Consider the following 19,374-nt stretch of genomic DNA (forward strand, 5'->3'; position numbering starts at 1 on the left):
GCTCCCGGCAAAATGCCGGGAGCCCCTCCTGTACGTACGCGAAATGTTGAGATGTCACGGGCGGGCCGGAGCTCGGACGGCCGCGAAGCGGGACTCCCCCGCGGGGGTCACGAGGCGACCAGCGGACGCAGGAGCCCCCGGCCCAGCAGCCCGGCGATGGCCTCGGCGCGCCGGAGGAGGGGCACTGCGAGCAGTCCCGCGACAAGCGCTCCGACGGCGAGACCCGCGACGATGTCGTGCGGATAGTGAGCGCCGACCCACACACGGGAGGCCGCCATCGCCAGCGCGCCGATGGTGGCGATCACACCGAGACGGGCACTGACGAACCACAGGGCTACCGCCGCGGCCGCCGCCAGGGTGGCGTGATTACTGGGGAAGGACCAGTCGCCGGCGGCGGGACACGCCTCCAGGGTGATCACGTGCAGGGACTGACAGGGCCGGTTCTCCCGTACCGCTTGCTTCAGCGCGGTGCTGGTCACGAACGCCAGCACGGTGAGTACAGGAGCGGCGAGCGCCTTCACGGCCCGCGCCGCATCCTGGTTGCGGGCCCACCACCAGCCGATCACCATCAGGAGGGCGAACAGTGCGAGCCCGTAGGTGGAGTAACCGGAGATGAGCCGGTCCAGCCAGGGCGGCGCGTGGTGTGCGGTCTCCACCACGTCGACATAGACCCTGCCATCGACACCCGAGCCGTCGTACGCCTGAGCGGTGGTCACCGTCCGCATCACGCGCCCCCGTTCGCATCGCGGGAGCGGCGGGAGCGCAGCACTTCCAGTCCGACGGGGATGAGCGACACGATGACGATGACGGCGATGATCGGCAGCAGATAGCGGTCGACGTTCGGGACCGACGCGCCGAGGCCGTACCCCGCCAGCACCAGGCCGACGGTCCACACCAGACCCCCGACGACCTGCCAGAGGGCGAAGGTGCGGACAGGGACGGCCAGGACGCCCGCGAGGGGGTTCAGCACGGTCCGCACGACCGGGAGGAAGCGGGCGAGCAGGATGGCCTTGGCATGTCCGTACCGCTGGAGGATGTCCGCGGCCCTGTCCGCACCCTCACTGATCTTGCGGGACCTCGTACGCCTGAGCAGGGCCGGCCCGGCCCTGCGGCCCAGCAGGTAGCCGGCCTGGGCTCCGGTGAGTGCGCCGGCCGCGGCTGCCAGGAGGACCCAGCCCAGGGACAGACGGACCGAGCCTCCGGCGGAGCCCGAGGCGCACAGCAGCCCGGCCGTGAACAGCAGGGAATCGCCCGGCAGGAAGAACCCGATCAGCAACCCGGTCTCGGCGAACAGGACCACGGCGATGCCGAGCGTGCCGAAGGTGGCGAGCAGCGACTGGGCGTCGAGTACGTTCACGGCGAGTTGGAGCGGGGGTGCTGCGTGGTGCGCGAGCGTCATCGGCGCTGGCCCCTTCGGTGGTGGCTGTCGGGTATACCGGACACGGACGGGCCAGGGCCTCTGCGGGAACGAGACGGCGGCCCAGTTGCGTCTACAAGACTGTAGTCGGTCTACTTCGCTGTGGACGACCTGGAGGAAGGGATGGGTTCCATGACCGACGCAGTGGGTGAGCGCAGGCCCGCCGGCGAGCTGGAGGCGAGCGTCCTGGCGGCCCTGTGCGCGGCCGGCCAGCCTCAGTCGGCCGCCGATGTGCGAGCCGCGATACCCCAGGAGCTGGCCCGCACCACGGTGGCTACGCTCCTCGCACGGCTGCACGACAAGGGTGCCGTGGGGCGGAGTCCCGGCCGACGCGGTTTCCTGTACTTCGCGCTGGAGGACTCCCACGGTCTGACCGCTCAGCGCATGCACCGGGAACTGGACCAGGACGACGACCGCAGTACGGTACTGGCCCGGTTCGTCGAGGGCCTCAGCGCCGCCGACGAGGCGGAGCTCAAGCGCCTGCTGGAGGGAGACGGCCGTTGATCGTCTTGCTGGTGATTCCCCTCCTGCTGCCCTGGGCCCTGGCGCCGCTGGCGCGGCGCACCACCCAGGAAGTGCGGCCCGAGATCGCACTGTGGACGATCACCTGCGCCACGACCGCACTGGCCGTGGGCGTGGTGGCGAGCCTGGGCGTCCTGCTGCTGCCACTGGCCCTGGCCTTCCCTCCGGCAGCCGCACTCGCGGAGCTGATCCGGCCTCTCACGGCGGGCCCGCGGCCACTGGTCCTGGGACTCTCGGCGCTCGCCGTCGGCGGACTGTCCATGGCCGCTGTCCGCGTGGTGCGCGGGACGGCGTCGGAGGTGGTGCGGGTGCGCGTCGTGCGTCGCCTCATCCACGGCCTCCCGGACGCCGGAGGGCTCTGCGTCCTCAACGACCCCCGGCCTGACGCCTTCGCGCTGCCCGGCGGACCGGCCCGGCCGGACCGGATCGTCGTGACCACCGGCATGCTGCGCGCCCTGGGACCCGTGGAGCGCGAAGCGCTGCTCGCGCACGAGCGGGCCCACCTCGCCGCCAGGCACCACCTGTTCCTGTGCCTCGCCCGGTTCGCCGGCTGGTGCCATCCAGCCCTGAGGAATGTCGCCGACCACGTCTCGTTCGCCGCCGAGCGGGCCGCCGACGAAGCCGCGGCCCGGCGCTGCGGCGACCGCGGCCAGGCTGCCCGGGCCGTCGGGCGCGCCGCGCTGGCGGCCAAGCGTGCCCGTGACACCGCCACCGCTCCCGCACTGACCCCCGGCGCCGCCGGTGGTCCCGTCCCGGCCCGGGTCAGGGCCCTGCTCGCCCCCGCGCCGGTGCGGAGGGTGGCTCCGGTCCTCCTCGCCATGCTCCTCGTCTGCACGGCGGCCGGGGCGTCCTCGCTCGCCGGAGCCGTCCGGCTGCACCAGGACGTCGAGGTCGCCCAGGGAGAAGCACCCGCCCGCTGACCACCGCGCAGGCCCGCGCACGTCGGGCGAGGGCATGCTCACGCACGTCGGACCCGCGTCCTGCTCGTACCAGCAGGGCGTCGGACCGTGCGGGAGCGCACCGGGCCGGTCGCCGGGTCCGCGGGGTGATCGACATCAGACCCGCGGCAACACCTCGGCCATTCGAATCGTCTACTGTGCTGTAGACCGTCTACAGCTTTGTAGTCGCGTGCGGCTTCGTGCACTTCACGTCACGGGGCGCGAAGGAAGGGGCCTCGTCTCATGTCCACCTGCATCGACGCCGGGCAGCGGCAGCCGGGACGGCCGCGCTCCGGTGCCGTGCCGACCGTCGCGTGAGGCGCCGGGAGGCCGCGGATCTGGCCGGGAGTGTCATGCTCGGAGCCTGGGCCGCGTTCGGCGTGCTGGCGGCGGTGGCCGTCGGTGGCGCAGGCGCGCCGCTGGAGCTGGACCGCGACCTTCTCGGGTGGTCGCTCGGACACCGACCGGCCACGGCGCTGGCGCTGGCACGTGCGGTGACCGCCACAGGGACCGGCGTGATCCCGTACGCGCTGCTCCTGGTGGCCGCTCTGGCAACCGGGCGCACCACCCGGCAGCGCCTCGGCGCCGCCCTGTTCGGCGTGGCCTGCCTGGGCACCGGCCAGGTCCTCCGGTACGCGGTGATGGAGCTGGCCCGACGGCCCCGCCCGCCGTACGAGGACTGGGCGACGCATGCCTCCGGCTGGGCGTTTCCCTCCGGGCACAGCACGGCGGCCGCGCTCACGGCAGGACTGCTGCTCGTCGCGGTCTCGCTGCGAGCCTCACGGGGAGCGGCGGTGCTGCGGCTGCTCATCTGCTGCTGGGGTGCGGCTGTCGGACTCAGCCGGGTCTACCTGGGCGTGCACTGGTTCACCGACGTCGCCGGGGGCTGGCTGTTCGCGGCGGGCTGGCTGGGCCTGTGCCTGTGGGCGGCCGCGAGGTGGCTGCCCGACCGGTTCCTCGCGGGGCGCGAGCCCCTGCCCGGCAAGGAGGAAGGATCATGCGGCCCAAGATCCTGATCGTGGAGGACGACCACGCGCTGCGGGACGCGCTGCGCCGTGCCCTGTCCGCCGACTTCGAACCCGTGCCCGCCGCTGACGGCGCGACAGCGCTGCGTCTCGCGGACACCGGCCTCGAGGCCGCCGTGTTGGACATCGGTCTGCCCGACTCGGACGGGCGCGACGTGTGCCAGGCGATGCGCGCCAACGGGTTCTCCGCGCCGGTCATCTTCCTGACCGCCCGGCACCACATCACCGACCGGCTGTCGGGCTTCTCCGCGGGAGGAGACGACTACCTGTCGAAACCGTTCCACCTGGCCGAGCTCACGGCGCGGCTGAGAGCGGTGCTGAAGCGGTCCGCCGTCCCCTCGGCGGCGGCACACGCCGGTCTCGTGCTGGACGCCGTGAACCACAGCATGGCGAGCGGGACCGGCGCGCCCGCCGCGCTCTCGCCGACCGAGTTCCGGCTGCTGGCCTCACTCGTCTCGGCCCGGGGGGACATGGTGCGCCGACTCGACCTCGTACGCGCCGGCTGGCCCGAGGGGGCGTACGTGAGTGACAACACGCTGGACCAGTACCTCTCGCGATTGCGGCGCAAGCTGCGCGAGGCGGGAAGCGGACTGTCGATCACCACGGCCCGTGGGGTCGGGCACCGCTTGTCATGACACCTCTGGCCCGTCGTCTAGCCCCGCGCACCCTGCGCGGCCGGCTGTCCCTGGTGGCCCTGACCACGGCGGCGCTGCTCATGACGCTGCTGACCATCGTGTTCAACCTGGCCATCACCCGGCATCTGCGAGCCCAGGCGGACGCGGAGCTGCGCAACCGTGCCGAGGCCGTCGCCACCACCGTCGAGACCGACGGCGCCCGGGCGCGGGTACGCGAGAGCGCGAACGACCAACTGCTCGACACCAACGTGTGGATCTACGCGGACGGCCGGCTGCTGGAGCGGCCCTCCCCCACGGCGTCGTCCGGCAGCGGCCTCACCGCCGTGGCCCACGCGATGGCCCGTACGCGAAAGGAGGGGTGCCTGACCGTCGCCGGTTCGGTCCGCCTGTGCTCGCTGGCGATGCCGGGGGCCCACGCCGCCACGATCGTCACCGCTCTGAGCCTGGGTCCGTACCGCAATTCGGCCGACGCCCTGCTGACGGCCTCCATCGGCCTGGACGCCGTGATGCTCGCGTGTACGTACGTCCTGACCCAGCTGTCCGTCGGCCGGGCCCTGCGTCCCGTGCAGTCCATGACCGACCAGGCCGCGCAGTGGAGTGCGGTCGGGTCGCAGGAGCGCTTCGGCGCGGACCACCACCCGGTCGAGCTGGCCAGACTGGGCGGCTCGCTGGACGTGCTGCTCGACCGGATACGTTCCGTGCTGCGGCACGAGCGGCAGTTGACCGGCGAGCTGTCCCACGAGCTGCGCACGCCACTGACCCGGATGGTCGTGGAACTGGACTGGTGGCGGGCCCGGCCGCGGTCCGAGGCGGAGACCTGGACCACGCACGAGCGGCTGGCCGAGGCGGCCAGGACGATGCGCGGCATCTGCGACGCGCTCCTCGACGACGCGCGAGAGCGGGCACCGGACGGCACGAGCGTCCCCGGCACCACCGACGTAGTGCCGGTACTGACCCGCATGCTCGCGGATCTCGACCCGACCGGCGAGGTCGAGAGCACGCTGCGGGCCGAGGAGTCCGCCGTGCACGTGGCCATACCTCCCGCTCTGCTCGAGAGGACTCTCAGCCCTCTCCTCGCCAACGCCGTCCGCTACGCCCGCGCGGAGGTGACGGTGTCGGCACACCGGACGGCGGGCCGAGTGCGCGTCGATGTCACCGACGACGGCCCTGGCGTGCCCGGGCACTTCGTGGGCGACCTGTTCACTCCCGGTCGGCGCGCCGACGGCGACGACGGGCACGACGGGGCGGGTCTGGGCCTGCCCCTCGCGAGACGACTGGCCCGCTCCGTCGGCGGCGAGGTCTCCTTCGACTCCGGTCACACGCGGGGAGCCCGCTTCACGGTCACTCTGCCCGCCCGCTGAGCCGCAGGTCCTCACCGGTCACGCTCAGACGGATCACTGGTCCGGGGAGCACCGCGAGGAACAGGACACCTGCCACCTTCCACCGCGCCGACCACCCATGGCCGTTTTCGATCACCACTGCGTGCGCGGGCCTGCGGCATGACAGCAACCTGAACACATCGGCGCCACTCCCCCGGGCAGGCGTTTATCCGACGATCGATCCGGCAATTCTTGTGCGACCTCCAAGACGACGAGGAAAGCAGCGCACCGATGATCGACGCTCGGCAACTCACCAAGAGATACGGCGAGAAAACCGCCGTGGACGGCCTGGAGTTCGTCGTGAGGCCAGGGACGGTGACTGGCTTCCTGGGACCGAACGGCGCGGGAAAGTCCACGACCATGCGCATGATCGTGGGGCTGGACGCCCCCACGAGCGGCACCGTCACGGTGAACGGGCGCCGGTACGAGCAGCACCGGGCGCCGCTCCAGGAGGTCGGCACCCTCCTGGAGGCCAGGTCGATCCACCCGGGCCGCTCGGCCTACCAGCACCTCAGGGCACTGGCGCTGACCCACGGCATTCCCCGGAGGCGCGTCGACGAGGTCATCGGCATCACCGGCCTGGGCAGCGTCGCGGGGAAACGCGCCGGTGCCTTCTCGCTCGGGATGGGACAGCGGCTCGGCATCGCCGCGGCACTGCTGGGCGACCCCCGGACGGTGATGCTGGACGAGCCCGTCAACGGACTGGACCCCGAGGGGGTCCTCTGGATTCGCAACCTGCTGACCTCGCTCGCGGCGGAGGGACGCACGGTGTTCGTGTCGTCGCACCTGATGAGCGAGATGGCCCTGGTCGCCGATCACTTGATCGTCGTCGGGCGGGGCCGCCTGCTGGCCGACACGACCGTGCGGGAGCTCGTGCACGAGGCGGGCGGGAACTCCGTACGGGTGGCCGCGCAGGACCCCGCGCGGCTGCGGGACGTGCTGGCGGGGCCGGGCGTGGAGATCACCGGGCAGGCCGGCGCGGAAGAGCTCCAGGTGACCGGATTGTCGGCACGTGACATCGGCCTGAGAGCGGCCGAGCACGGGATCGCCCTCTTCGAACTGCACACACGTCAGGTCTCGCTGGAGGAGGCATTCATGGAACTGACCAGGGACGCCGTGGAGTATCACGGCACCCCGGCCGAGGTCGTCGCGGCCGCCGGGGGGCCGGCGTGAGCACCCTCACCGCGGCCACCGAGGCACCCCCCGCAGCGAGCGGCCGTCCCGCCTACCGGGTGACCGGCAGACGCGTCCTCGCCTCGGAATGGGCCAAACTCTTCTCGCTGCGGTCCTCCTGGATCGTCCTCGGACTGAGCCTGTTGTTCGTCGTCGCCTTCGGACTGATCGCCGCGTTCCGCTACCGGTCCGGGATCGGCTCCGGGCAGCTGAACCAGGACTTCGCCCGTCAGAACGCCGTGGGCCTGTCCCTCTTCGGTGTGAACTTCGCCCAGTTGGCCCTGGGTGTCCTGGGTGTACTGGTAACCGCCGGGGAGTACTCCACGGGCATGATCCGCTCGACGCTCGCCGCCGTACCGCGCCGGCTCCCCGTGCTGTGGTGCAAGGCGACCGTCACGGGGCTGGTCGCGCTGGTCATCGCGACGACCGGGGCGTTCGTGGCCTTCCTGTTCGGCAGCCGCATCGTCGCCGGTACGCCCGGCGCCATGGGGTTCCACCACCAGGGCGTCGTACGGAGTCTGCTGGGCGCCGGCCTGTACCTGTGCCTGGTCGCCGTGATCGGGACCGCGCTGGGTGCTCTCCTGCGCTCCGTGGCCGGTGCGGTCTCGGCCCTGGTCGCCGCCCTGATGCTGATCCCGGGCCTGATCACCCTGCTCCCCGGCGCCTGGCACGACGGCATCAGCCCCTACCTGCCCGGCAACGCGGGCGCGTCGATGTTCGCCGTGACCCGCGACTCCGCCACGCTGACCCCCGGAGCGGGCCTGCTGGTCCTCCTCGCCTGGACCGTGCTGGCCCTGGCCGGCGCCGCGTACCGCCTGCGGCGCGCCGACGCGTGATGACCGGAGACGCGGCTGACGCGGAGCGGTGGGACTGCCTTGTGTAGCAGCCGTTCCCGGCACCGGCCGCAATTCCCGCCGCGCCTTTCAGGTTGCGATCAGGTTCGGGTGAACGTGCGGAAATACCTGCACCGGAATTTCCAAAGCAACAGCAAAAGGGCCTGAGAACAGCACAGTTGGGCGTGCGAAGGTGCCGATCATGAGCACAGAGCATGTCGTCGGTCACCGGCCTTCCTCCCGTTCCCGCGTCAGCATGGCGGAGAGCGCGAGCAAGGTGCCCGAGGTGACCGTCTATTTCTGGATCGTCAAGGTCCTCACCACCGGCATGGGCGAGACCGCGTCCGACTTCCTGGCCCGTCTGCTCGGACCGGTTCCGGCCGTGGCCCTCGGCGGCCTGGCCTTCACCGCCTCACTGGTCCTCCAGTTCGCCGTACGCCGGTACGTGGCCTGGGTCTACTGGACCGCGATCGTGATGGTCAGCGTGTTCGGCACGATGACCGCCGATGTTCTCCACGTCGCTCTCGGCGTCCCCTACACCTTGTCCACGCCGTTGTTCGTCATGGCCCTGGGCGCGGTCTTCGCCCTGTGGCACGCACGCGAGCACACCCTGTCGATCCACGCCGTCCGGACCCGCCGCCGCGAGACCTTCTACTGGGCGGCCGTTCTCGCCACCTTCGCGCTGGGCACCGCGGCCGGAGACCTCACGGCCTCCTCGGGCCTCGGCTACGTGGGCTCCATCGTCCTCTTCGCAGCGGCGATCGCGATCCCGGCCGTGGCGCACCGGGCGGGTCTTCTCGGCGCGGTGACCGCGTTCTGGTCCGCCTACGTGCTGACCCGCCCTCTCGGCGCGTCGATCGCCGACTGGATGGCCGCGTCCCATCCACACGGCGGGCTCGGCTGGGGTGCCGGCCCGGTCACGCTGGCCTGGACCCTGGCGATTCTCGGCTTCGTGGGCTACCTGACGGTCTCCCGCCGGGACACCGGGAACCGTCGAACGGGCCGGAAGCCCGTCGCCCGGGAGACGGATCGACCCTGACCGGGTGTGAACGGTGGCGTCGACGTGTGGAACAGCCCGCAGGGCCCGCCCGGTGCCGGCCGGTCCCCGAGACGGCTCGCGGCGTTCGCGCCCCGCGCGGGCGGCTGAGGGCAGCCGCCGGCGGAATCCGTTACAGCCCGACCTGCCGTCACACCACAGCCGGATGAGAGACGACGCTGGTCAGCCGCTGCGCGTGTCGAACGACGGCGACATGCCGGCCCCTCCGCACAATGACACGGTGGCACTCGAAAGGACACGACAGCGACCGGTTCGCCACCGCAGCCGCCTGACCTCGGACGGCAGTCGGCCATGACCGGACAGCACCCCCGTGACGGGAGCAGTCGGCACCAGCCCCGGCAGGCGTCGTCCGGCGAGGCTCGCTGGCCGATGGCCGCAGCCGCCGTCGCCGCCGCGGTGCTGACCCTGCTGCTGCCTGACGACCTGCGCCTGGGGCCTCGCTGGGCGCTCCCTCTTGTCGAGGGACTGCTCCTGGTGGCGCTGATCGCCGGCGACCCGGGCCGTATCAGCCGCCGCTCGGCCGCTCTGCGCGCGATGTCGATCGCCCTGGTCGCCGTGCTCGCGTGCAGCGCCATCTGGTCGACCATCCGGTTGACCGACGACCTCGTGCACGGCGGCAGCGAGACCAATTCCGCCGACGCCCTCCTGCAAGCAGGTGGCAGCGTGTGGGCCTGCACCGTCCTCGCGTTCTCCCTGCTGTACTTCGAACTCGACAGCGGCGGACCCGCCGCCCGGGCCCACCACATGCCGCCCACCCCCGCTCTCGCCTTTCCCCAGCACATGAGCCCCGAGCTGAACGCCACCCACTGGCGCCCCCGGTACCTCGACTACCTCTACCTCGGCCTCACCAACGCCACGGCGTTCAGCCCCACCGACGTCATGCCACTGGCCCCATGGGCCAAGATCGCCATGGCCCTCCAGTCCATGGTCTCCCTCCTCATCCTCGGACTTGTCGTCGCCCGGGCCGTCAACGTCCTCACCTGACCTCTGCTCCCCGCCCCTCGTGGTCAAGGACGAGGTTCCGCCGGGCGGTCGAGACCCGCTCGTGGACCGGGTTCGCCATCGAGGACCCCTTCCGTACGGAGGGCCGGTCGCCTTCTGTCGTCGAACGATGGCGAGCTCGAGCGGTCAGCTGAGGACCTTCAGTCGCTTGGGCTCGGTGCGGGATTCCGGGGCGTGGCAGCCCACGAGGCGAGCAGGCGGAGGCCCTCTTCGGAGGGGGAGCCGGGTTCGGCGGTGTAGATGGTGAGGGTGAGGCCGGGTTCGGCTGCCATTTCCAGGCCCTCGTAAGCGAGCGTGAGGTCGCCGACGGCGTGGTGGTGGAAGCGTTTGGTTCCGGTTCCGTGGTGGCGGACGTTGTGGGCGCCCCAACGGGCGCGGAAGTCGTCGCTGCGGGTGGACAGTTCGCCGACGAGGTCGTGGAGGTCCTTGTCGTGGGGATCGCGGCCGGCTTCGGTACGCAGGATGGCCACGGTGATGTCGGCGGCCTGGTCCCAGTCGGGGAAGAAGCGGCGCGCGGCGGGGTCGAGGAACTGGAAGCGGGCCAGGTTGGCCTGGTTGCCGGCTGTGGCGTGGACGTCGTCGTAGAAGGCGTGGGCGAGCTGGTTGGTGGCCAGGAGGTCCATGCGGCCGTTGCGGACGAAGGCCGGGCCGGCGGTGACGGCGTCCAGCACCCATTGCAGGCTGCGGTGTGCGGTCCAGGCCCGGCTGGTGCGGCGGCGGGGCCGGGTGAGGGCGTCGGAGCCGACCGCGGCCTGCGCCAGGTTCATGAGGTGGGCTCGTTCGGCGTCGTCGAGCTGGAGGGCGCGGGCGACGGCTTCGAGAACGGCCGGTGAGGCGCCGGCGAGGTTGCCGCGCTCCAGTTTGGCGTAGTACTCCACGCTCACATCGGCGAGCGCGGCGACCTCGCTGCGGCGCAGGCCGGGCACCCGCCGACGGTTCCCGGCGGGCAGGCCGACCTGTCCGGGGGTGATCTTCGCTCGCCGCGAGGTCAGGAACTCGCGGACCTCTGCTTGGTTGTCCACGCTTTCGACGGTACGTCCCGCCCGCGTCCGCAGGGATGTACTGGCGGTACACCCCTTGGTGGTGTCTCGCCGCGGGCCAGAAGAGCGGGTTGTCTGGGTGGCGTGGTGCTTTCCGCGGGTCGTCAGGACCCTCCTCGAGCCCTGGGCCGCCCCCTTGCCCCACCACCCGTACAAGGAGCTTCTCGTGCAGATCACCCGTAGTTCGCTCGACACCGTCAAGGGTCCGGCCGAATGGTTCACCGGCGACGTCTACATCGATGCCGTCGCCGCGGCCCCCGCCCCCTCCCGGGTCACCGCCAACCTGGTGCACTTCATGCCCGGCGCCCGCACCCACTGGCACCGCCACCCGCTGGGCCAGACCGTTTTCGTCACCGAGGGCGTCGGCCTGTGCCAGCGCCGCGGCGGCCCCGTCGAGGTCATCCGGGCCGGCGACCGCGTCCTGTTCGAAGCGGACGAGGAGCACTGGCACGGCGCCGCCCCGAACCGGCTCATGGTCCACCTCGCCATCAACGAGGGCGACGCCGACCACGACGTCGTCCACTGGCTGACCCCCGTCACCGACGAGGAATACACCACCGCCCCGGCAACCGACTGATCCGCTCCGTGCGCTCCGCGGCCCAGCGCACTGTGGTGCGCATCGCTCCACAGCCGCCCTGCTGCCGGCCGTGGCCGCTCGTTCCAGAGATTCCCCGGGCCCGGCGGTGACGCACATCGGCGTCCCGGTCGCCCACTTCACCTCCCGACCAGAGAAGAACGGCATGAACCCCACCTACGACTTCACCGGGCAGGTCGCCTTCGTCACCGGTGCCTCCTCCGGCATGGGCCTGGCCGCCGCCCGCGCCTTCACCGACGCGGGTGCCGTCGTCGCCCTCGCCGACATCGACGACGAGGCCGTCAACGCCGCCGCGAAGGAGCTCACCGACGCCGGCCACCAGGTCCTCGCGCTGGTCTGCGACGTCTCCGACGAGGACCAGGTCGCCGCCGCCGTCGACCACACCGTGGAAGCCTTCGGCCGCCTCGACATGGCCTACAACAACGCAGGCGTCATGCCCCCGCCCACCGACGCCGCCGACGAGAGCGCCGAGCAGTTCGACCGTGTCCAGAACGTCAACCTGCGCGGCATCTGGGCGTGCATGAAGCACGAACTGCGGCACATGCGCACCCAGGGCAGCGGCGCCATCGTCAACTGCTCCTCCCTCGGCGGCCTCGTCGGCAACCCCGGCCGCGCCGCCTACCACGCCACCAAGCACGGAGTGATCGGCCTGACCAGGAGCGCCGCCCTCGAGTACGGCTCCCGCGGCGTCCGCATCAACGCCGTCTGCCCCGGCACCATCGCCACCCCCATGGTGGACACCATGATCGCCGAAGGGGAACTCGACCGCACCCGTGCGGAGACGGGCCAGGCCATCGACCGGCTAGGAACCGCCGAGGAGATCGCCCAGGCCGTCCTGTGGCTGTGCAGCCCCGGCGCCGCCTACGTCACCGGCATCGCCCTTCCCGTCGACGGCGGTTACACCGCCCAGTAACAGCCCTCGGCTCCGCCGTCAGGCCAGTGAGCCGAAGATCACTCCAATGGGCGATACGGGCCTTCGCGGCCGGCGGAGCAGTACCCCTGGGTCGTCGCATCCACTGTACGAGCCGCGCTCATCAGGGCCTATGCGGATCGAGCACAGCAGCGGACGCATCGCGACGCTTGAGCTGCCCCTGACCTACACGTGGCCGAGGCGCGTCGAGCGGGTACGAGCACCTGTCGCACTCCACGTGACCTTCGCAGCCGCAAGGTCGATACTGCCGACAGTAGTACTGCGAACCCGACGCCACGGACCGCCTACCGACACCTGACATTCCCTCGCACAATTCGGCGTCAAGTCAGCGGCAGGACCGCCGGAGCCCCGCCTCCGGCCGCCGACGACCACCGAGACCGAGAGTTGAGATCACCCGTCCTGACCAGCAAAAAAGCTGTTCAGAGGCCCGCCTGCTAGCCTCACCAGGAGACACCGATGAAGATGCTGATCAACGTCCCCGAGACCGTGGTGGCCGATGCGCTTCGGGGGATGGCGGCCGCGTATCCGGACCTGAACGTGGACGTGGAGAACCGGGTGATCGTCCGGCGGGACGCGCCCGTGGCGGGGCAGGTGGGGCTGGTTTCGGGCGGCGGCTCGGGGCACGAGCCGCTGCACGGCGGGTTCGTCGGGCCCGGCATGCTCGCCGCGGCCTGTCCGGGTGAGGTGTTCACCTCACCGGTGCCGGACCAGATGGCGCGGGCCGCGGCGGCCGTGGACAGCGGGGCCGGGGTGCTTTTCATCGTGAAGAACTACACCGGTGACGTACTCAACTTCGACATGGCCGCCGAGCTGGCCGAGGACGAGGGCATCCAGGTCGGCAAGGTACTGGTCAACGACGACGTCGCCGTCACCGACAGCCTCTACACGGCGGGCCGGCGCGGCACCGGGGCCACCCTGTTCGTGGAGAAGATCGCGGGCGCCGCGGCGGCCGAGGGTCAGCCGCTGGAGCGGGTGGAGGCCGTCGGCCGCCAGGTCAACGACAGCTCGCGCAGCTTCGGCGTGGCCCTGAGCGCCGTCACCACCCCGGCCAAGGGCTCCCCCACCTTCGATCTGCCGCCCGGAGAGCTGGAACTGGGCATCGGCATCCACGGTGAGCCGGGCCGCGAGCGGCGCGCGATGATGACCTCCGGGGAGATCGCCGACTTCGCGGTGAACGCCATCCTGGACGACATGACCCCGCGCGGCCCGGTGCTGGTCCTGGTCAACGGCATGGGGGCCACCCCGCTGCTCGAGCTGTTCGGCTTCAATGCCGAGGTGCAGCGGGTGCTGGCGGAGCGCGGCGTGGCCGTCGCCCGCACGCTGGTCGGCAACTACGTCACCTCCCTCGACATGGCGGGCGCCTCCGTCACCCTGTGCCAGGTCGACGAGGAACTGCTGCGGCTGTGGGACGCGCCGGTCCGGACCCCGGCACTGCGCTGGGGAATGTGATTCGGCCGAGTCTGCGGTCAACACCCCTACCAGCCAAGGAGATCAAGTGCTCGACGCCGACTTCTTCCGCCGTTGGATAACGGCGACCGCCGCGTCCGTCGACCGGGAGGCGCAGCGGCTCACCGCGCTCGACTCCGCCATCGGCGACGCCGACCACGGCAGCAATCTCCAGCGCGGTTTCGCGGCCGTGCTGGTCACCTTGGAGAAGGAGGCGCCGGACACGCCGGGTGCCGTGCTCTCGCTCGCCGGGCGTCAGCTCATCTCCACGGTCGGCGGGGCCTCCGGCCCGCTGTACGGCACGCTGCTGCGCCGGGCCGGGAAGGCCCTAGGGGACGCACCCGAGGTCGGCGAGGCGCAGTTGACGGAGGCGCTGCGGGCGGGGGTGGACGGGGTCGGGGCGCTCGGCGGGGCCGCGCCGGGTGACAAGACGATGCTGGACGCGCTGATCCCGGCCGTGGACGCACTCGGCGAGGGGTTCGACGCGGCGCGCCGGGCTGCCGAGTCCGGTGCGGTGGAGACGATCCCGATGCAGGCCCGTAAGGGGCGGGCGAGCTATCTCGGGGAGCGCAGCATCGGCCACCAGGACCCCGGCGCCACCTCGTCGGCGCTGCTGATCGCCGCGCTCGTGACCGCGGCGGAGGGAGGCTCAGATGAGTGACGAACGGTATGTCGGGATCGTGCTGGTGTCTCACAGCGCCCAGGTCGCCGAGGCTGTTGCCGGGCTGGCGAAGGCGCTGGCGGGCGGTGCCACGGAGGTACCGGTCGCCGCGGCGGGCGGTACCGAGGGCGGCGGCTTCGGTACCAGCGCGGAGCTGATCTCCGCGGCGGCGGCCGCCGTGGACCAGGGCGCCGGGGTCGCGGTCCTCACCGACCTGGGCAGCGCGGTGCTGACGGTGAAGGCACTGCTCGCCGAGGGCGACGAACTCCCGGCGGACAGCCGCCTGGTGGACGCCCCGCTGGTGGAGGGCGCGGTGGCCGCCGTGGTGACGGCAGCGACGGGCGCCGACCTGGACGCGGTGACGGCCGCCGCAGGCGAGGCGTACGCCTACCGCAAGGTGTGAGAGTCTGGCCGGTCCCCCGCCGCCGGGGGCCGGCGCGCACACCGTCAGCGAGTGCGTCCTGCGACTTCGTCACCGGTCCTTCCCGTTGGGCCGGCCGGCGTCGTGCGGCCGGATGGTCACGGGGTTCCGGGGGCCGGGCCGGTGAGGGCCCGGCCCCGGCCGCCCGTGTCGGCGCGGGTTCGGCGACGACAGCGTGTCCGCGCCATGGGTGTGAACTGGGCCCCATACAGGGGCCGTTCACCTCACGGGGAGACCACAGCATACGCAGTTCCCGGATACTCCCAGCCAAGCGGCCCCTTGCCGGGACCATCCCGCAGGCGCCATATTGGTCCGGACCTTTGCCGTGCCGCGGGCGTCAGGGAGGCAGCGCCGTGCGACGTGTTCCCTTCCGCCCCGGCCACTGGGCGCCTCTCTGTACGGCCCTCCTGCTGGCCGTCTCCTGCGGTACGGCCGACGGCGGGTCCGGCGAGGGGCCGGTCCCCGGCGCCCCGGCGGGTGTCACCGCCGCCGCGGGAAGCGCTACCAGCGTCCATGTCATGTGGAACGCGGCCGTTTCCGGCGTCCATGCCTACGAGGTGTATCGCGGCCCCACGAAAGTCAGCGAAGTACCGGCCTCGCAGCACATGGTGGATGTCACCAGGCTCAAGCCGTCCACCCCGTACGTCTTCACCGTGCGGGCCCGGAGCGCGGACGGCCGCCTCGGGCCGCCCAGCCGGCAGGTAAGGGCCCGGACGCCCGCCCGGTCGGCCGCGGACCATGCGGCGCCGAGCCGTCCCGGGCGGGTCACCGGCGCGGTGGTGGACGGGCGCGCCGTCCAGTTGTCCTGGACGGCCGCCCACGACGACCGGGGTGTGCGGTCCTACGCGATCCAGCAGGGCGGGGTGAGGATCCACACCGTGGGCGCGGCGCAGACCGCGACCGTGGTCACCGGACTGCGACCCGGCACCCGCTACTCCTTCACCGTCCGGGCCCAGGACGCGGCGGGCAACCTCTCCCCCACCGGCACCCCGGTCCGGCTCACCACGCCGGGAACCGACGACCGCCGGGGGACCGCGCCGATCCGGTTCGGCGTGGTCTCGCGCCACACGGCCGGGTCGTACTACCTGGATCTCGCCTGGGACCCGCCGAAGGTGGACGGGGTGGTCACCGAGTACCAGATCCGGCTGGACGGGGGCACGGAGAGCTCACTGGTGTGGGGCGGTGCCCCGCCGTCCGGCCGGGCGCACCACAGCCTGTACGCCGGTCGCCGGGCCGGGGAGGTGCACCGGGTACGGCTGCGGGCCCGGCTGCCGGACGGCACCTGGGGCGGCTTCTCGGCGGAACGGACCGTCACCACGGGCCGCTGACCGCCCGGACGGCGGAGCGCGTCACCTGGTCGGGCGCCCTGCGCGTGCGGCGCCCCACCGGGCCGCGTCGGCTCCTTCCGGGGCGGCAGGGATGTTCCCGGTCAACGTGTCCGCGCCCACCGCCGGCCCGCGCGGCCGCCCCCGCACCGTGGCGGGGGGGGTGGCCGGCGGCCCCGGCGGGGCCACCCGTGACTACGGCACGCTCACCCTCGGGCGGGCGCGGCGCTGGTGGGGTCGGCGGTCGTCGCGGGCGCCTGGTTCCTGAGCCGCCGGCCCCGGTCGTACCGGCGCCCCTGACGGGTCAGCCCTCGGGGGCGTCCGGCGCGAACTCCGGGATCTCCTTCAGCGCCTGGCTGAGCCACTGGGCCCAGAAGGTCTCCAGGTCGATCCCGGCCCGCAGGACCAGGTGGCGGAGCCGGTCCTGCGGGGTGTCCCGGCCGGGCGGGAAGTCGCGCTTCTCGATCTCCTGGTAGACGGCCAACTGGCTTTCGTGCATCTCCAGATGGCGCCGCATGTCGGCCACCAGGCCCGCCGTGCCGACCACCGCCGCCGCCCGCATCCGGAGCAGTGTCGCGTCCCGCAGCGGCTTGGGATCCTGCGGCGCGGCGGTCCAGCGGGCCAGTTCCTCGCGGCCCGCGGGCAGGACCTCGTAGCTCTTCTTCTGCCCACGGGCCGGCTGGGCGGACGGCAGCGCGCGGATGAACCCCTCGGCCTCCAGTTTCCCCAGCTCGCGGTAGATCTGCTGGTGGGTCGAAGGCCAGAAGTAGGCGATCGACTTGTCGAACCGCCGGGTCAGCTCCAGACCCGAGGACGGCTTCTCCAGCAGGGCGGTGAGGATGGCGTGCGGGAGTGACATGGGCTCATCCTAGGGACACCCCCTAGAGTGCCGCCGCCAGCTCGGTGCCCTGCTTGATGGCCCGCTTGGCGTCGAGTTCGGCCGCCACGTCGGCGCCGCCGATCAGATGCGCGCCGACTCCGGCCGCGATCAGCTCCTCGTACAGGTCCCGGCGCGGCTCCTGGCCGGTGCACAGGACGACGGTGTCGACCTCCAGGACACGGCTCTCCCCGCCGACGGTGATGTGCAGTCCGGCGTCGTCGATCCGGTCGTAGCGGACACCGGGGACCATGGTGACGCCCCGGTGCTTCAGCTCGGTGCGGTGGATCCAGCCGGTGGTCTTGCCGAGTCCGGCGCCGACCTTGGTGGACTTGCGCTGGAGCAGGTGGACGGTGCGCGGGGACACGGGGCGGCCGGGTGCGGTGAGGCCGCCGGGGGCCGCGTAGTCCATGTCGACGCCCCAGGCGCGGAAGTACGTCTCGGGGTCCTCGTGCGCCTTGTCGCCGGCGTCGGTGAGGAACTCGGCCACGTCGAAGCCGATCCCGCCGGCGCCGAGCACCGCGACCCGGTCGCCGACGGGTGCGCCGTCGCGCAGCACGTCCAGGTAACCGACGACGCTCGGGTGGTCGATGCCGGGGATGTCGGGGGTGCGCGGGGTGACGCCGGTGGCGACCACGACCTCGTCGTACGCGTCCAGGTCGCCGGGGGTGATCCAGGCGCCGAGGCGTACGTCGACGCCGTGGGTGTCGAGCTGGTGGCGGAAGTAGCGCAGGGTCTCGTCGAACTCCTGCTTGCCGGGGACCTTGCGGGCCACGTTGAGCTGACCGCCGATCTCGTTCGCGGCGTCGAACAGGGTGACGTGGTGGCCGCGTTCGGCGGCGGAGACGGCGCAGGCGAGGCCCGCGGGTCCGGCGCCGACGACGGCGACACGCTTGCGCAGCCGGGTCGGGGTGAGCACCAGCTCGGTCTCGTGGCAGGCGCGGGGGTTGACCAGGCAGGAGGTGATCTTGCCGCTGAAGGTGTGGTCCAGGCACGCCTGGTTGCAGCCGATGCAGGTGTTGATGGCCTCGGGACGTCCCTCGGCGGCCTTGGCGACGAAGTCGGGGTCGGCGAGCATCGGGCGGGCCACGGACACCATGTCGGCGCGGCCGTCCGCGAGCAGTTCCTCGGCCAGTTCCGGGGTGTTGATGCGGTTGGTGGTCACCAGCGGAACGGACACCTCGCCCATGAGCTTCTTGGTGACCCAGGTGTACGCGCCGCGCGGCACGGAGGTGGCGATGGTCGGGATGCGGGCCTCGTGCCAGCCGATGCCGGTGTTGATGATGGTGGCGCCGGCCGCCTCGACCGCCTTGGCGAGGGTGACGACCTCGGGCAGGGAGGACCCGCCGGGGACCAGGTCGAGCATCGACAGGCGGTAGACGATGATGAAGTCCTCGCCGACCGCCTCGCGGACCCGGCGGACGATCTCGACCGGGAAGCGCATCCGGTTCTCGTACGAGCCGCCCCAGCGGTCGGTGCGGTGGTTGGTGCCCGCGGCGATGAACTCGTTGATCAGGTAGCCCTCGGAGCCCATGATCTCGACGCCGTCGTACCCGGCCCGCTGTGCCAGGCGGGCGGTACGGGCGTAGTCGTCGATGGTCCGCTCGATGTCGGCGTCGGTCAGCTCGCGGGGGACGTGGGGGCTGATCGGGGCCTGGAGCGGGCTCGGGGCGACCAGGTCGGCGTGGTACGCGTAGCGGCCGAAGTGCAGGATCTGGAGGGCGATGCGGCCGCCCTCCCGGTGGACGGCGTCGGTGACGACGCGGTGTTCCCCGGCCTCGGCGTCGGTGGTGAGCTTGGCGCCGCCCGACCAGGGGCGCCCCTCCTCGTTGGGGGCTATTCCGCCGGTGACGATGAGTCCCACTCCGCCGCGTGCGCGGGCCGCGTAGAAGGCCGCCATCCGCTCGAAGCCGTGCTCGGCCTCTTCCAGGCCCACGTGCATGGAGCCCATGAGGACGCGGTTGGGCAGGGTGGTGAATCCCAGGTCGAGCGGGGACAACAGGTGCGGGTAACGGCTCATCGGGCCCTCCGTGGCGATGCGGTCGCCTCTTGTTGTAGAGCAACCGCTCACCTTTTTGCAACTAGTTGCATAAGGGT

General features: G+C 72.1%; 20 protein-coding genes. 15 read left to right on the plus strand and 5 right to left on the minus strand.

Going from position 1 to position 19,374, the window contains the following annotated elements:
• Positions 1-107 precede the first annotated feature (107 nt).
• Entirely contained in the window at positions 108-725 is a 618-nt protein-coding gene (locus ACWCV3_RS25825; protein ID WP_451228685.1) for a phosphatase PAP2 family protein, read from the minus strand.
• Complete coding sequence (locus ACWCV3_RS25830) at positions 725-1,399, minus strand: DedA family protein (protein ID WP_451228688.1); 675 nt, start codon at positions 1,397-1,399, stop codon at positions 725-727. The genes ACWCV3_RS25825 and ACWCV3_RS25830 overlap by 1 nt, the downstream gene beginning before the upstream one ends.
• 150 nt (positions 1,400-1,549) lie before the next feature.
• Here ACWCV3_RS25830 and ACWCV3_RS25835 point away from each other — a divergent pair, with 150 nt between their 5' ends.
• From ACWCV3_RS25835 to ACWCV3_RS25875, 9 genes are all read left to right on the plus strand, one after another.
• The gene (locus tag ACWCV3_RS25835; protein ID WP_451228691.1) at positions 1,550-1,921 is read left to right on the plus strand and encodes a BlaI/MecI/CopY family transcriptional regulator; all 372 of its coding nucleotides are present in this window, start codon (positions 1,550-1,552) and stop codon (positions 1,919-1,921) included.
• Positions 1,918-2,859: a M48 family metalloprotease gene (locus ACWCV3_RS25840; protein ID WP_451228694.1), complete on the plus strand. Its 942-nt coding sequence runs from the start codon at positions 1,918-1,920 to the stop codon at positions 2,857-2,859. The genes ACWCV3_RS25835 and ACWCV3_RS25840 overlap by 4 nt, the downstream gene beginning before the upstream one ends.
• A gap of 371 nt (positions 2,860-3,230) precedes the next feature.
• Complete coding sequence (locus ACWCV3_RS25845; protein WP_451228697.1) at positions 3,231-3,893, plus strand: phosphatase PAP2 family protein; 663 nt, start codon at positions 3,231-3,233, stop codon at positions 3,891-3,893.
• Positions 3,875-4,537, plus strand: coding sequence for a response regulator transcription factor (locus tag ACWCV3_RS25850; protein ID WP_451228700.1), 663 nt, complete (start codon positions 3,875-3,877; stop codon positions 4,535-4,537). The genes ACWCV3_RS25845 and ACWCV3_RS25850 overlap by 19 nt, the downstream gene beginning before the upstream one ends.
• Entirely contained in the window at positions 4,534-5,898 is a 1,365-nt protein-coding gene (locus ACWCV3_RS25855) for a sensor histidine kinase (RefSeq protein WP_451228703.1), read from the plus strand. The genes ACWCV3_RS25850 and ACWCV3_RS25855 overlap by 4 nt, the downstream gene beginning before the upstream one ends.
• Before the next feature lie 249 nt (positions 5,899-6,147).
• Entirely contained in the window at positions 6,148-7,089 is a 942-nt protein-coding gene (locus tag ACWCV3_RS25860; protein ID WP_451228706.1) for an ATP-binding cassette domain-containing protein, read from the plus strand.
• Positions 7,086-7,925: an ABC transporter permease gene (locus ACWCV3_RS25865; RefSeq protein WP_451228709.1), complete on the plus strand. Its 840-nt coding sequence runs from the start codon at positions 7,086-7,088 to the stop codon at positions 7,923-7,925. Before ACWCV3_RS25860 ends, ACWCV3_RS25865 begins: the two co-directional genes overlap by 4 nt.
• 199 nt (positions 7,926-8,124) lie before the next feature.
• Positions 8,125-8,961 (plus strand): COG4705 family protein, encoded by an 837-nt coding sequence (locus ACWCV3_RS25870; protein ID WP_451228712.1) that lies wholly within the window; start codon positions 8,125-8,127, stop codon positions 8,959-8,961.
• 387 nt (positions 8,962-9,348) lie between these two features.
• On the plus strand, positions 9,349-9,963 hold the full coding sequence (locus ACWCV3_RS25875; protein ID WP_451228715.1) for a hypothetical protein: 615 nt from the start codon (positions 9,349-9,351) through the stop codon (positions 9,961-9,963).
• A gap of 158 nt (positions 9,964-10,121) precedes the next feature.
• Here the strand turns inward: ACWCV3_RS25875 and ACWCV3_RS25880 are convergent, their stop codons facing one another.
• Entirely contained in the window at positions 10,122-11,003 is an 882-nt protein-coding gene (locus ACWCV3_RS25880; protein ID WP_451228718.1) for a helix-turn-helix transcriptional regulator, read from the minus strand.
• A gap of 184 nt (positions 11,004-11,187) precedes the next feature.
• Here ACWCV3_RS25880 and ACWCV3_RS25885 point away from each other — a divergent pair, with 184 nt between their 5' ends.
• From ACWCV3_RS25885 to ACWCV3_RS25910, 6 genes are all read left to right on the plus strand, one after another.
• On the plus strand, positions 11,188-11,598 hold the full coding sequence (locus tag ACWCV3_RS25885; RefSeq protein WP_451228721.1) for a (R)-mandelonitrile lyase: 411 nt from the start codon (positions 11,188-11,190) through the stop codon (positions 11,596-11,598).
• Positions 11,599-11,761: 163 nt separating this feature from the next.
• Complete coding sequence (locus ACWCV3_RS25890) at positions 11,762-12,529, plus strand: SDR family NAD(P)-dependent oxidoreductase (RefSeq protein WP_451228724.1); 768 nt, start codon at positions 11,762-11,764, stop codon at positions 12,527-12,529.
• 474 nt (positions 12,530-13,003) lie between these two features.
• Positions 13,004-13,996: a dihydroxyacetone kinase subunit DhaK gene (dhaK, locus tag ACWCV3_RS25895; RefSeq protein WP_451228727.1), complete on the plus strand. Its 993-nt coding sequence runs from the start codon at positions 13,004-13,006 to the stop codon at positions 13,994-13,996.
• A gap of 46 nt (positions 13,997-14,042) precedes the next feature.
• Positions 14,043-14,654, plus strand: a complete 612-nt coding sequence (gene dhaL / locus ACWCV3_RS25900) for a dihydroxyacetone kinase subunit DhaL (RefSeq protein ID WP_451228730.1) — start codon at positions 14,043-14,045, stop codon at positions 14,652-14,654.
• Entirely contained in the window at positions 14,647-15,057 is a 411-nt protein-coding gene (locus ACWCV3_RS25905) for a PTS-dependent dihydroxyacetone kinase phosphotransferase subunit DhaM (protein ID WP_451228733.1), read from the plus strand. Before dhaL ends, ACWCV3_RS25905 begins: the two co-directional genes overlap by 8 nt.
• Before the next feature lie 371 nt (positions 15,058-15,428).
• Positions 15,429-16,403 (plus strand): fibronectin type III domain-containing protein, encoded by a 975-nt coding sequence (locus ACWCV3_RS25910; RefSeq protein ID WP_451228736.1) that lies wholly within the window; start codon positions 15,429-15,431, stop codon positions 16,401-16,403.
• A 301-nt stretch (positions 16,404-16,704) separates the two neighbouring features.
• Here ACWCV3_RS25910 and ACWCV3_RS25915 read toward each other — a convergent pair whose 3' ends face one another.
• Positions 16,705-17,259 (minus strand): PadR family transcriptional regulator, encoded by a 555-nt coding sequence (locus ACWCV3_RS25915; RefSeq protein ID WP_451228739.1) that lies wholly within the window; start codon positions 17,257-17,259, stop codon positions 16,705-16,707.
• 22 nt (positions 17,260-17,281) lie between these two features.
• The gene (locus ACWCV3_RS25920) at positions 17,282-19,297 is read right to left on the minus strand and encodes an FAD-dependent oxidoreductase (protein WP_451228742.1); all 2,016 of its coding nucleotides are present in this window, start codon (positions 19,295-19,297) and stop codon (positions 17,282-17,284) included.
• Positions 19,298-19,374 lie beyond the last annotated feature (77 nt).

The sequence above is a fragment of the Streptomyces sp. NPDC001781 genome, assembly GCF_053596035.1.

Bases quoted from the DNA above. Each gene is read 5' to 3' on its own strand.
- ACWCV3_RS25830 (WP_451228688.1), bottom strand. From the start codon at position 1,399: ATGACGCTCGCGCACCACGCAGCACCCCCGCTCCAACTCGCCGTGAAC.
- ACWCV3_RS25845 (WP_451228697.1), top strand. From the start codon at position 3,231: ATGCTCGGAGCCTGGGCCGCGTTCGGCGTGCTGGCGGCGGTGGCCGTC.
- ACWCV3_RS25860 (WP_451228706.1), top strand. From the start codon at position 6,148: ATGATCGACGCTCGGCAACTCACCAAGAGATACGGCGAGAAAACCGCC.
- ACWCV3_RS25920 (WP_451228742.1), bottom strand. From the start codon at position 19,297: ATGAGCCGTTACCCGCACCTGTTGTCCCCGCTCGACCTGGGATTCACC.
- ACWCV3_RS25915 (WP_451228739.1), bottom strand. From the start codon at position 17,259: ATGTCACTCCCGCACGCCATCCTCACCGCCCTGCTGGAGAAGCCGTCC.
- ACWCV3_RS25825 (WP_451228685.1), bottom strand. From the start codon at position 725: ATGCGGACGGTGACCACCGCTCAGGCGTACGACGGCTCGGGTGTCGAT.
- ACWCV3_RS25905 (WP_451228733.1), top strand. From the start codon at position 14,647: ATGAGTGACGAACGGTATGTCGGGATCGTGCTGGTGTCTCACAGCGCC.
- ACWCV3_RS25855 (WP_451228703.1), top strand. From the start codon at position 4,534: ATGACACCTCTGGCCCGTCGTCTAGCCCCGCGCACCCTGCGCGGCCGG.
- ACWCV3_RS25875 (WP_451228715.1), top strand. From the start codon at position 9,349: ATGGCCGCAGCCGCCGTCGCCGCCGCGGTGCTGACCCTGCTGCTGCCT.
- ACWCV3_RS25890 (WP_451228724.1), top strand. From the start codon at position 11,762: ATGAACCCCACCTACGACTTCACCGGGCAGGTCGCCTTCGTCACCGGT.
- ACWCV3_RS25850 (WP_451228700.1), top strand. From the start codon at position 3,875: ATGCGGCCCAAGATCCTGATCGTGGAGGACGACCACGCGCTGCGGGAC.
- ACWCV3_RS25870 (WP_451228712.1), top strand. From the start codon at position 8,125: ATGAGCACAGAGCATGTCGTCGGTCACCGGCCTTCCTCCCGTTCCCGC.
- dhaK (WP_451228727.1), top strand. From the start codon at position 13,004: ATGAAGATGCTGATCAACGTCCCCGAGACCGTGGTGGCCGATGCGCTT.
- ACWCV3_RS25835 (WP_451228691.1), top strand. From the start codon at position 1,550: ATGACCGACGCAGTGGGTGAGCGCAGGCCCGCCGGCGAGCTGGAGGCG.